General features: G+C 67.8%; 13 protein-coding genes. 5 read left to right on the forward strand and 8 right to left on the reverse strand.

Going from position 1 to position 11,380, the window contains the following annotated elements; translation table 11 throughout:
- The 3 genes from F615_RS0116405 to F615_RS0116415 form a co-directional block, all read left to right on the forward strand.
- On the forward strand, nt 1–729 hold a 729-nt coding region (locus tag F615_RS0116405), incomplete at its 5' end, for a restriction endonuclease subunit S domain-containing protein (protein ID WP_026330396.1).
- Nucleotides 730–2,637: an AAA family ATPase gene (locus F615_RS18915; RefSeq protein WP_019562247.1), complete on the forward strand. Its 1,908-nt coding sequence runs from the start codon at nt 730–732 to the stop codon at nt 2,635–2,637.
- Complete coding sequence (locus F615_RS0116415; RefSeq protein WP_026330397.1) at nt 2,630–3,700, forward strand: hypothetical protein; 1,071 nt, start codon at nt 2,630–2,632, stop codon at nt 3,698–3,700. Before F615_RS18915 ends, F615_RS0116415 begins: the two co-directional genes overlap by 8 nt.
- A gap of 386 nt (nt 3,701–4,086) precedes the next feature.
- Here F615_RS0116415 and F615_RS0116420 read toward each other — a convergent pair whose 3' ends face one another.
- The 8 genes from F615_RS0116420 to F615_RS0116455 form a co-directional block, all read right to left on the reverse strand.
- Nucleotides 4,087–4,551 (reverse strand): hypothetical protein, encoded by a 465-nt coding sequence (locus tag F615_RS0116420; protein ID WP_019562249.1) that lies wholly within the window; start codon nt 4,549–4,551, stop codon nt 4,087–4,089.
- Complete coding sequence (locus tag F615_RS0116425) at nt 4,548–4,931, reverse strand: ParB/RepB/Spo0J family partition protein (protein WP_004869841.1); 384 nt, start codon at nt 4,929–4,931, stop codon at nt 4,548–4,550. Before F615_RS0116425 ends, F615_RS0116420 begins: the two co-directional genes overlap by 4 nt.
- Nucleotides 4,928–6,307, reverse strand: a complete 1,380-nt coding sequence (locus F615_RS0116430; RefSeq protein WP_019562250.1) for a recombinase family protein — start codon at nt 6,305–6,307, stop codon at nt 4,928–4,930. Before F615_RS0116430 ends, F615_RS0116425 begins: the two co-directional genes overlap by 4 nt.
- A complete protein-coding gene (locus tag F615_RS0116435) occupies nt 6,307–6,750 on the reverse strand; it encodes a DUF2924 domain-containing protein (protein WP_019562251.1) in 444 nt (147 codons plus the stop codon). Before F615_RS0116435 ends, F615_RS0116430 begins: the two co-directional genes overlap by 1 nt.
- Nucleotides 6,750–6,941: a hypothetical protein gene (locus tag F615_RS0116440; protein WP_024890398.1), complete on the reverse strand. Its 192-nt coding sequence runs from the start codon at nt 6,939–6,941 to the stop codon at nt 6,750–6,752. Before F615_RS0116440 ends, F615_RS0116435 begins: the two co-directional genes overlap by 1 nt.
- A 104-nt stretch (nt 6,942–7,045) precedes the next feature.
- Nucleotides 7,046–9,301: a hypothetical protein gene (locus tag F615_RS0116445; protein ID WP_019562253.1), complete on the reverse strand. Its 2,256-nt coding sequence runs from the start codon at nt 9,299–9,301 to the stop codon at nt 7,046–7,048.
- Between the two features lie 25 nt (nt 9,302–9,326).
- Complete coding sequence (locus F615_RS0116450) at nt 9,327–9,899, reverse strand: PIN domain-containing protein (RefSeq protein ID WP_019562254.1); 573 nt, start codon at nt 9,897–9,899, stop codon at nt 9,327–9,329.
- Between the two features lie 4 nt (nt 9,900–9,903).
- The gene (locus F615_RS0116455) at nt 9,904–10,365 is read right to left on the reverse strand and encodes a helix-turn-helix domain-containing protein (protein ID WP_004869856.1); all 462 of its coding nucleotides are present in this window, start codon (nt 10,363–10,365) and stop codon (nt 9,904–9,906) included.
- A 226-nt stretch (nt 10,366–10,591) separates the two neighbouring features.
- On the opposite strand from F615_RS0116455, the gene F615_RS0116460 reads away from it, so the two are divergent.
- Nucleotides 10,592–10,855 (forward strand): MerR family transcriptional regulator, encoded by a 264-nt coding sequence (locus F615_RS0116460; RefSeq protein ID WP_004869858.1) that lies wholly within the window; start codon nt 10,592–10,594, stop codon nt 10,853–10,855.
- A gap of 10 nt (nt 10,856–10,865) precedes the next feature.
- Nucleotides 10,866–11,345: a hypothetical protein gene (locus F615_RS0116465; RefSeq protein ID WP_019562255.1), complete on the forward strand. Its 480-nt coding sequence runs from the start codon at nt 10,866–10,868 to the stop codon at nt 11,343–11,345.
- The last annotated feature ends 35 nt before the right edge of the window (nt 11,346–11,380 follow it).

Here is an 11,380-nt window from a genome sequence, read left to right on the forward strand (position 1 = left end):
TGGGTCAGCCAGGCGGCTATCGACGGGCCGACACTGGTCAAGTTCAAGCTGCCCCTCCCGCCCCTACCCGAACAGCAGCGCATCGTCGAGGTGCTGCAAATAGCCGACTTTCAGCCCACTCTCGGGAGAATCGACCAAGCAAAACGCCTGCAATCCGCCCTGATCACCGAAGCCCTCTCCGGCCGCCTCACCGCCGCTTGGCGCGAGCAGCACGCGCAGGCTTTGGCCGAGGCCGCCCGTGAGCGCGACGCGCGGCTCGGGGCACCGGCGCCCCAGGTCACGGTGCGCATCACCGAACACGCCCCCACCGAGCGCCGCACCGACCTGGCCCGCCCGCGACGGCAGGCGGTGATCGAGCAGCTTTCCAGCTTCCAGCACGAAGTATGGAACACGCTGCGCTTCGAGTGGCGGGGTGCGGTGCTGGCCGACGACCCGTTGGCGTTTGAAGAGTTTTGCACCAGCCCGCAAACCGCCTGGCGCCTGGAGGGCTTTGCCGCCGGGCGCGAGGCGGTGCGGCGTGCCCTGGAGCAACTGGCCGCGATGGGCCTGATCCGCAAGATGAGTCTGCCGCGCCCCAACCCCAACACCGGCCGCACCGAGTACCTGACCGCCTTCCGCCCGCTGCGCGAGGCCGAGGACGGCAGCCGCCCCGAAGAAGACACGGCGCTGGCCGATGCCGAGCGGCTGGGGCGCGAGCTCGAGCGCCGCCGGGCGCCGGAGGCGCGTTGAATGCGGCTGCGCTACCTGCACCTGTCGCACTACCCGCCGCTGGCCGATCTGGCGGTGGCCTTCAGCCCGCGCGCACCCTGGGCCGCGTTCGAACCGCGGGGCGCCCCGGCCCGGCTGGCCATCCACTTCGTCATCGGGCAGAACGGCAGTGGGAAGAGCCACCTGCTGCGGGCGCTGGCTGAGAGCTTTCTCGCCCTGGCCGACGAGCGCCTGCCGCTCAGCCCGCTGAGCCTGATCTACGAACTGGGCCGCCCGGGCGAGCCGGGGCACCGCACGCTGATCTTCGACTGCCCCGGCGAAGCCCACGCAACCACGCTGTGGCAGGCGGAGGGCTGGGCCTTCCCCGACACGACGGACCGCGAGGCCTTCGCCCAGGCGATCACTTACTTGCGCACCGTCGAGCACGCGCCGGCGGGCACGCTGGCCGTGTTCAAGCGCCGCATCGCCCGCGGCGACTACCCGCAAAGCGTGCCCGATGCGCTGCCGCGCGCGCTGCTGGCCTACACCTCGGGCTGGATGGACCCGTGGCGCGCGGCCTGGCAGCCGCCCGTGAATGCCGAGGCGCTAGATGTGGTGACGCAGTCGCCCGATCACGACATCAGCCAGGAGCGCCCACCCGGCTGGACGGAGGAGGACGAGGCCAGCGTCGTGATCGAAGGCGGCACGTTCGGTGACGAGGCCACCCGCACCGGGGCTCCGGCCGAAGCGGACACCGCGCCCGCCGACCTGTTCCGCCGCCCGCTGCTGCTGGAACCGGTGATGCTGACCGCCGCGCTGCTTGCGGTGGCCTTGCAGGAGGCCGAAGCGCGCCGCCAAGGCCCGGCCGATGACGCGTTGGCGGACTTGTTCCGCAAGGCCGGCTGGCACCGCCTGGTGGGCGTGCGCCTGCGGGTGAATCTGGACCGCGCCCTGGCCGTGCCGCGCGCCTTGATCGAGCGCGTGCACGACGCCATCCGGCTGTGCGGCGAGTGCCTGGCCGAGCCCCATCCCGGCAAGGCGCTGCGCAGCCTGTACTTCGATCTCGACGGGGCGCTGCCTGCGAGCGCCGAGCCGCTCGACGCTCAGCGCTTCGAAGGGCGGACCACCCAGGGCCAGGCCTTGCGTGCCCTGCTGGGCGAGGAGGGCGACACGGCGTCCGAGCGCTTTGGCACCCTGCTGGGCTGGTGGCGGCACGGGGTGCTGGAAGACATCGAGCTCTTTATCCGCCGCAACGACAAGCCCGAAGAGGAGAGCCTGAGCGACCTCAGCGACCCGGGCGTGCTGCGCCTGAGCGAGTTTTCCGACGGTGAGAGGCTGGTGCTGGCGCGCTGGACGCTGTTCCACCTGCTCGCGGGGCAGGACGACGCGCTGCTGTTGCTGGACGAGCCCGAAACCCATTTCAACGACGCTTGGAAGCGCGAGATCGTGCAGGTGGTGGATGCAGCCATGGGAGCGGATGCCAGCCAGGTGCTAATCGCCACCCACTCGGCCATCGTGCTCTCCGACGTGTTCGATGAGGAAGTGGTTCTCATCCGCAAGGCGAACGGCCAATCCACCGCCGAGGGCGTGCCGGACCAAACCTTCGCCACCGACCCCAGCGCGCTGATGATGACGGTATTTGGCGCCGAAGACAGCATCGGGGCGCGAGCCCAAAAGCGCATCGAGGTCTTCTTGCGCGCTGCTGCTCAGAAAACGGACCCGACGCCGGATGACGTGCGGCAACTACAAGCACTTATCCGCCGCCTGGGTACCGGCTTCTATCGCACCGAGCTGCAAACCCTGCTCAACCGCTGGCAGCAAGCTCCCGACCTGCGCGCCATCGAGCAGGTGATCCCCACCCTGCAGTCAGACACGCTGAAGGACGAACTGCGCGCGCTGATCCTCAAGACCCGCGAAGCGAGCGGCAACGCGGAGGACAGTGATGCTTAAGCCCATCCACCGCGTGACGTGCTCACCGGCTCTGGCCGCCTGCCAGCAGCTGATGCGGCGCTTCGCACTGTGGCTGTGTGCCCCCCAAGTCTCCGGCGTTTCCATCACCCAAGCGAACCTTCGGTCAAGCATGGGCAGCGCCATCGAAGGCGATTGGCTGTGGCACTTGCTGGCCGGCAAGACCGGAACCAAGCCGTTGTTTGACAAGGCGAAGCGCATCGCCGACCTGTCACCGGCTGAGAAGACTGGGCTCCAGCAGTGGATTCAGGCGGTTAGTGCTCTGGCGCAGCATTTCGGCCCGACACCACCCGCCGCTCTGCCGGTCGCTCCGCCGAATCAATGGCGCAGCCAGGACGAGCACTGGAAAGCCTTCAAGACACTGATGGTGGCGTTCTACGAGGACGGCTTGCGCGGCGGCCTGCCTTACGCTGCCAACGGCGCCCCCACAACTGATGTCACGCTACGCGTGAGCTACGACCAATTCGTGCGCGAGTTTCGCGCCGCGCATCGCCCCGACCCCCACCCCGATGCGCGCGAGGTCTGCGTGCTCTGCGGCGGGCCGCTGGTGCAGCCCGCCGTGGACCACTGGCTGGCCAAGACGGCGTTCCCGCTGCTGGCCGTGTGCGCGGACAACCTGTTGCCGATCTGCGGCGAATGCAACGTGGCGCCGCAGAAGGGCCAGAAGGCCGTCCACACTGGCGGCGCGTTCTCCGATTGGTTCCACCCCTACCTGCGCCATGCCAACGGGGCAATCCGGCTGCGCTACGACGAAGCCACGCCGAGCGTTCGCGTCGAGAGCGCAACGCCTGCCGATGCCGTCAAGGTTCAGAACCTGGACATCCTGCTCAATCTTGGTCAACGCTGGACCCGAGAATTCAAAGCCGAGTACCGGCGACTGCAGCGCGAAGCGCAGCGCCGATACCGCGGCGACGTGCAAGCGCTCCAGCATCGCATCATGGACTACCGCCGAAGCCTGTCGGCAGCCGAACCGCACTACGAGATTCACGCTCTGCTGGCCGAGGCGCTGCTCGACCCCGCGCGCTTGCAGGCGTTTGCAGAGTGAATGCCGGGCAGGCTGCAGCAACCCGCACCAGTGCTCATAAGCTCGGGAGGCCAGTCAGCACACGGTCAACCGTCCGCCACCAATACCCCAAGGCCAACCGATCTCGGTTGGCCTTTTTTCATGCCCGCAACGCCAGTATTGGCGCGGTTTCCGGGCGGCGCCTTGCGGACGCGCACGCCGTCCGAGCGCCGTTCCCGCCCCGACAGCGCCTCTCTGTTCTCGGTTTTTCTCTGCGGCCCGTGGTGGGAACCAGAGGCCACCTCCTTGTCTGACAAGGACTTAGAGACCCCCGGTTGTAGTCAGAAACTGCCTTGCGGCGGCGACCCGGGCGCGACGAAGCGCAAAAAAGCCGCCCGCAGGCGGCTGCGGCGGCGGGCGGCGTGACGTCAGTCAAGCAACCGCACCTGCTCGCGCCAGCCGTAAGGCCAGGGGCGGCCCAGCACCTTCTCGACGGCGAGGTCGGGCGATCCGATCAGCCGCTCGACCACCTCGGGCGCGAGCAGCGTCAGCCGCATCAGGCGATGCACTTTGGATACATCCAGCCCTTCGGCCTGGGCGATCTCGGCCGCCGACGCCACCCGCCCCTCATGGAGCAGCCGTTGCCAGTGGTGCGCCAGCCCGAGCGCGCGCATCAACGCCGTGTCCTTGGCCTCGGTGCGCGCCGGGCCGGCCCACGTCGAGTGAACCTCCACACCTTTCGGTGCGCCGGGTGGCGCGATCACCGCGCGGCGGATGCCGCGCTGCACCAGCCGCCAGGGCACGAAGGTTTCCAGTTTCACGCCGCCCGCCGGCGTCGGCAGTTTCTGGGTGACCGGCGCTCCCTCGATGCGTCCCCGGTGCTTCGTGCTCACGCTTTCTCCTCGAAGCGCCGCACGATCTCGCGCTGGGCCGCCCAGTCCACCGGCAGCGGGTGGCGCTGGAACCAGATCAGGCTCATCCGGCGTGGCTGCCGCCCGGCCATCAGCATCTCGACGATGTCGGGCGCGAGCAGCGTCAGGCGCAGCAGCTCGTTGACCACCGAGTGGTGCAGCCCTTCGGCACGCGCGATGGCCGAGCCGCTGGGCATCGCGCCGCTGTCTAGCAGCCGTTGCCAGTGGAAGGCCCGTGCCATCCCTTCGATGAGCGTGCTGTCGTGCGCGTCCCGGTCCTCGGCCTGGTGCTGAACCAGCCGGCGCACGCCGCGCCGCCGCAGGGTCAGCGGCACGAAGGTCTCGAGCGTCCCGTCCTTCATGCCTCGACCTCCAGCAGCTCGGCGCCGATGCTCCTGGGCGCGAACTCGCCGATCAGGGCGTCCCAGCCCAGTTCTCGCCACTTCACCCGGATGCCCTGCCTCTCGGCGGTGTGGACGAGATCGATGCGCTCGATCATCAGGTTGGCGATGCGGTGCTGCTCAACCGGGAAGAGCTGATCCCACACGTCGTTGAGGCGCCCCATCGCCATCACGACCGTGGCCTCGTCGATCGGTGCGCCCTGGCGTTGGATGTGACGCACGACGGCGGCGATGGATTCGGGGCTGGTCAGCACAGTGCGGATCTGGGCCACGACCGCCGCCTCGATCTCGCGGGCGGGCAGGCGCTCGTAGCTCTTGCCCGGCGCGCCGAAGCGGCTCTCGGACTTGGAGACGTAGTACTGGTACTTGCGGCCGTTCTTGCGCGAGTACGTGGGGTACATGCGTTCGCCCGTCGGCGCGTACAGCAGCCCCCGCAGCAGCGCGTCGTTGCGCGAGCGGATCTTGGTGTCCACCGACCGCGCGTGGCTGTCGCGGGCCAGCACCGCGTGAACCTGATCCCACAGCTGGCGTTCGATGATCGGCTCGTGCACTCCGGGGTACCACTGGCCCCGGTTCGACAACTCCCCAAGGTATATGCGGTTGCGCAGCACCTTGTGGATGTACTTCTTGTCGATGCGCGTGCCGGTCCGCACCCGCCCGTCCTGCGTCGTCCACGCCTTGGTCGTGATGCCCTCGGCGGTCAGGCGCGCTGCGATCTGCGTGGGTGAGCCAATGGTCAACATCTCCTCGAAGATGCGGCGCACCACCGCCGCCTCGGCGGGGTTGACCACCAACTGGCGGTTGACCACGTCGTAGCCGATGGTGGGCACGCCGCCCATCCACAGCCCCTTCTTCTTGGCCGCGGCGATCTTGTCGCGGATGCGCTCGCCCGTGACCTCGCGCTCGAACTGGGCGAACGACAACAGCACGTTCAGCATCAGCCGCCCCATCGAGGTCGTGGTGTTGAACTGCTGCGTGACCGAGACGAAGGACACGCCGTGGCGCTCGAACACCTCGACCATCTTGGAGAAGTCGGCCAGGCTCCTCGTCAGGCGGTCGATCTTGTAGACCACCACGATGTCGATCAGCCCGCGCTGGATATCGGCCATCAGGCGCTTCAAGGCCGGGCGCTCGGTGTTGCCGCCGGAGTAGCCGGGGTCGTCGTAGTCGTCGGCCACCGGAATCCATCCCTCGGCGCGCTGGCTGGCGATGAAGGCGTGCCCGGCTTCCTTTTGCGCATCGATGGAGTTGAACTCCTGGTCGAGCCGCTCGTCCGACGACACCCGGCAGTAGACCGCACAGCGCTTGCGCGCCTTGGTGGAGGCGATTTCCGTCATCAGGCGCCTCCCTTCAGGCCGAAGAACAGCGGGCCGCTCCAATGCTGGCCGGTGATGTGCCGCGCCACGGCGGTCAGGCTCTTGAAGCGGCGGCCTTCGTATTCGAAGTGACCATCGGCGTCAACCGTCACCCGGTGCTCGCGCTCGCCCCATTCGCGTAGCAGCACGGTGCCCGGTGCGAAGTCGAACTTGCGCGGGCGCGCGCGCAGTTTGATCTTGGAGTGCTTCGCGCCGATGGCCTCAAGGCGCTGGCGCGTTTCGGGTGCGAGTCCGCCGAAGGCTTCTTCCTGCAGCTTGTAGGCGATACGGGATTCGACATGGGTGCGGTTCGGAAACTCCGGGCGCCGCTCGAAGTACCGATCCCAGAGCACCCAGAGTTCGGCCATCGGCAGGTGACTCAGCTCGGCGATCCGCGCCGCGACGGAAGCTTGTTTCTCGTTCATCACAACTTCTCCTGTTGAGAGGGGGTTGTATGAACGCGCTGGTCGGGCAAGAAGCCAAGGCGAACCGCGCTCTGTTCCAGCCCGGAAGACCCGAGGGTACGGACGATGGCGGCCGCAAGGATGGTGGTGATTTCGCCAGCACGGGCGCTGGCGCTCATCTCTGCCGGAGATGCAAGTTCGAGGTTTCTCATGACGGCTCCAGGGAATCGAAACCGCCAGGGATGATGTGCGCAGATTTCCGAAGCGGATCGCAACGCCGATCAATCGGCGCGGCGCGCTGACGCCTCAACGGCGGTCAGACGTCTTCGGTGACTGCTTCGATCGCAGCGCTGCGCGTGTCGCTGTCATCGACGATCACTCGATCGAGTGGGGTCAGCTTCAGCTGCCACGCCCGCGTGCCTGGGACCCTTTCGAGATAGTCGCGCCAGGGCGAGTGCTTGCCGGTGAAGAGGTTGGCCGGAGACGTGCAGCCCGTGCCGGCCATCAGCGCCTTCGTGTTGACGTGGGGCGTTCCTGCGGCCCAGGCCTCCACCAGCCGCTGCAAGACGGCGATCCTTGCTTTGCCCGTGACCCGCCACGGCGCCTTGCCCGGAAGGTACAGCGTCGCCGCGTGACCATCGGGGGCGACCTTGAGCGTCACCGTCGACCCGCCCATGGCCGCCAGTTGCCCGTGGCGATAGGCCACCTTCAGCCGGTCCAGGTCGATGGCGCTGCCGTTGCCCGCATCGGCGAGCACATCCTCGATGGGAATGACGACATTGGTGCCGGCGAATGGCAGCGGCGTCGAGGTCGTCGTCAACACCACGCCCGCCACCGGGCGCGGACGAAGCCTCAGCGCAGCGTCGACTTTCGCGTACGCGCGCTCGTGGGACATCCTGGAGGCGAAGTACAGCGCCACGGCATGGCCGTCGATGTCGATCTCGCCAAGGAACACCGGCTCGTCGTCGAAGTGCCGACTGCGGGGTCCTTTCAAGGCCGATCCCAGCGCCGTGATCAATTCCTCGCGCAACCAGTCCAGCTGCACCTTCCAGCGCCGGGCGAGACGGGCCGGCATGACCACGTCGTTGCCCGTCAGAGGATCGCGGTAGCGCACGGTGTCGGCATCGGCGCAGCGTTCGAGCACCACCTTCATCGGCTCGCCTTCGTCGACGGGGACCGACAGCTCGGCGATGCGCTCGCCTTCGATGAGGATGCCTTCGTCCTGCAGCCGCTCGATGTCGATGCCGAGCTTATGCAGTGCGAAGCCGTCCATCGGGCTGCTGGCGCTCTCCAGAAGCCGGGCCACCTGCGCGATCAGGCTCGGATCGTCCCGCCCGCAGCCCGGGTGCAGCGGTTTGCGCACCCCCAGGGCCTCGAGCAGTTGCATCCCGGCGCGGCGCAGGCGTTGGTCTTTCTCGCCAGCCAGGCTGCAGCGACCGGGCTCGGCCAGCACGATGGCCAGCGGGGTGGCCGCCGTCTCCCCCTCGAACACCAGTTCGGCCACCAGGGTCACACCGAGCAAGGCACCAGGCTGCGCGAAGGGGTGGTTGCCCCAGCGCTCGTCGATCACCTCGTGCAGTTCTGCGCCGCTGTCGATGTGCAGCGTGACGGCGTCCGTGGCATGCCCAAGCAAAGCCTTGGCTTCGGTCAGATACAGCCGCTCGATGCGGCCCCCGTCGATGCGCGGCTTGGTGTCCTTCAGTGGCCGCGCAAAGCGCGACAGGTCGTAGCGCGAGCGGTCCAGCGGACGGTTCGACAAGGGGGCCTTGAAGCCGTGCCGGGACAGCACGTTGGCCAGCGGCGCACGGGTGCCCAGCGTCGGGGCAAAGACTTCGACGAGCCCACGATGAGGCGCGTAGATGAGGGTGGCGTCGCGCGCCGGGAAGTAGAAGAAGCTCTTGCGCTGGCGGTTGCGCATCTCCACCGCGGCCACCTGATCGCCGGCGAAACGCACCACGAGGTAGTGTGTCGCCTGGGTCTGGCCTTGCCGGTTCGGCTCCTCCATGGCCACGTGGATGACCTCGCAGGGCTCGGCCAGCCGCATCGCCTCGGTGAGTTGCGCTTCCAGCCGGTCCTTGACCTCATCGTTCCACAGGAAGGGCGGCGCCTCGCCAGGCACGTCGAACGCGTCGTGCAGGCGTTTGAGCCCCTTCAGGTCCTGGGTGTTGACGATGGACTCGGCAGTGTCGAAGAGCTTGATCGAGGCCTCGCTGTGCGTGCGCATCCACACCGCGCGACCGACCTCGCCGCCTTCTTGCGCACGAAACCGTGCGAGCAGGTCCTCGTCGTAGAGCTGCTCGGCGACGGTGGCGAGGATGGCGGCCCCGCGCACGGTGCTCAGGCGCAGCACCCGCAAAGCTTCGCGCTCGGCCGGATCGCGCTGCTCCTTGCGCAGGTGCTTGATGTGCTCGATGAGGGCAGCGCTCAGCCCCTCGTCGGGCTGCGTCCAATCAAACCCGCGCTGCAGTCCCAGGCACTCGGGCAGGCCGGCGAACAGCTTGAGGACTGAGGCCGGCACGCGCTCGACCAGCTCCAGCAGACAGTGTGCGTTGGTCAGGGTCTTCTTGCCCATGCTCCCTCCGATACAGCGCGGTGCCTCACATGGCCATGACCCATGGGCGCATCACCGCCACCGATTGCGTCAGCCCCTGCGCCAGCAGGGTGTCCAGGTAGTCGTCCGCCGACTTGGGCGGGTTCTTCAGACTGCGGCGGTGGCGGGCGACTGCTTCGAGCACGCCGGCCGGGTGCAGATCCAGCAGATCGACGATGAAGTCGTCCGGATGCTGCGCCGCGAGGTTGTAGGGCTTGAGCGCCTCGGGCGGGAAGTCCTTGAGGTTGAAGGTCACGATGAGGCTGGCGCCGGCGTGGATGGCGGCCGCCACCACATGGCGGTCGCTGGGGTCGGGCAACTCGATCGAGGCAATCAGGTACTCGAAGCCGGTGACCAGGCAGTCGCGGACGTGGGCGTTCATCAGCCGCCGCGTGCGCTCGAGCTGTTCGACCGAGAGATCGGGACGGCTGGCCAGCACGTGGCGCATCCACTCGTCGTGAATCATGTCGCTCCAGCGCGCCCGGTACAGGTCCGACAGCGCCAGATGCATCAGCAGGTCGCGCAGGGGCGCGGGATAGAGCACGCAGGCGTCGTAGACGACGGTGAAGTGCGAGCTCATCCGCTCAGTACCCCATGCCGAGTTCCTGGGCCTGCGCGGCCAGTTCGTCGAGGGCCTTGCGGCGCTCGGCATCGATCCGGTGCTTGTAGGCGATCACGTCCTGGTAGCGCACCCGACGATGCGTGCCGATCTTGTGGAACGGGATCTCGCCTTTTTCCAGCAACTGCACGAGGAAGGGCCGCGAGACGTTGAGCAGGTCGGCCGCTTCCTGCGTGGTCAGTTCGGCGTGGATGGGGATGACGGTGACGGCATTGCCCTGGCCGATCTCGGTCAGCACGTCCAGCAGCAACCGCAGCGCCGTCGTCGGCAGCGTCACTGAGCGCACGGCGCCCTTGTCGTCGTGGAAGTCGATCTGCTGGGTCTCGGCGCGCGTTTGCAGCACCGTCGAGAGCACGCGCCCGGATTCCCGAGCCAGCGCGACGTCCTCGGCCGAGGGCAGCGCATTGGGGATGGTGGGGGTCGTCATGGGGCTCTCCTGGTCGGATCGGATGCGATAGGGGTCATTGTAAACGAAACAAACGAAATCGCAATAACCGAAAAGACATTGTTCTAACCATACAAATCAAAGACTTAAGACGCATGCCTGGCTCGCCACCGGTCGGGCCGCGCCCCGTGATCGCCTAAAAAGCACTCGCCCAAGCCCAAAGCGCCGGGCAATTCAATGAGGGCTCCCAAACAGAAGGAGCCCCGCCATGCAGAAACACCCTGCATCTGTTCGATCCACCCGGAACTTCTATCCGGCACCACCCGAAGGCACGACGCCGGTCGCGCTCAACGAGTTCGAACTCGCCGCCCGCTGGCGACTGTCCGTCCACACCCTGCGCCGCTGGCGGCAGGAGCAGCTGGGCCCGGTCTTTTGCAAGCTGGGCGCACGCGTCACCTACCTGATCAGCGACGTCGAGGCCTTCGAGCGGCGCGTCTCGCGCTACTCGACCTTCGCTCGGGCATACCAGTGAGGGGGCGGCCATGAGCGACCTCACCCTCTACCCCGCCGACATCGCCGCGATGTCCGTCGGCCAGCTGGCCGCGCTGCCGCCCGCCCAGAAGGCGGAGATCAGCCGCAACCTCGACGAAGCCCTCGACTGGCTCAAGAAGGCGCGCGCCAAGTTCGACGCGGCGCTCGATGCCGCCTATGGCGAACGGGCCAAGGCCGCGCGCATTGAGGCCGGCAAGGACTTCGGCGTCGTGCACCTGAACGACGGACCGCTGCGCGTGACGGTCGATGTCCCGAAGCGCGTGTCCTGGGACCAGGCGCAACTGGCCGCCATCGCCCGGCGCATCGCCGCCGCCGGCGAGAAGGTCGAGGACTACCTGGACGTCGAGTACTCCGTCTCGGAATCGCGCTTCTCCAACTGGCCGCCGGCACTGCGCGCCGGGTTCGAGGCCGCCCGCACCGTCAAGCCCGGCAAGCCCACGTTCCGGCTGGCCCTCGTCTCGGAGGAGTGATCCATGAGCACCGAACTGATCCCGTTTGATTTCGA

Source organism: Caldimonas manganoxidans ATCC BAA-369 (assembly GCF_000381125.1).
Taxonomy (GTDB): domain Bacteria; phylum Pseudomonadota; class Gammaproteobacteria; order Burkholderiales; family Burkholderiaceae_C; genus Caldimonas; species Caldimonas manganoxidans.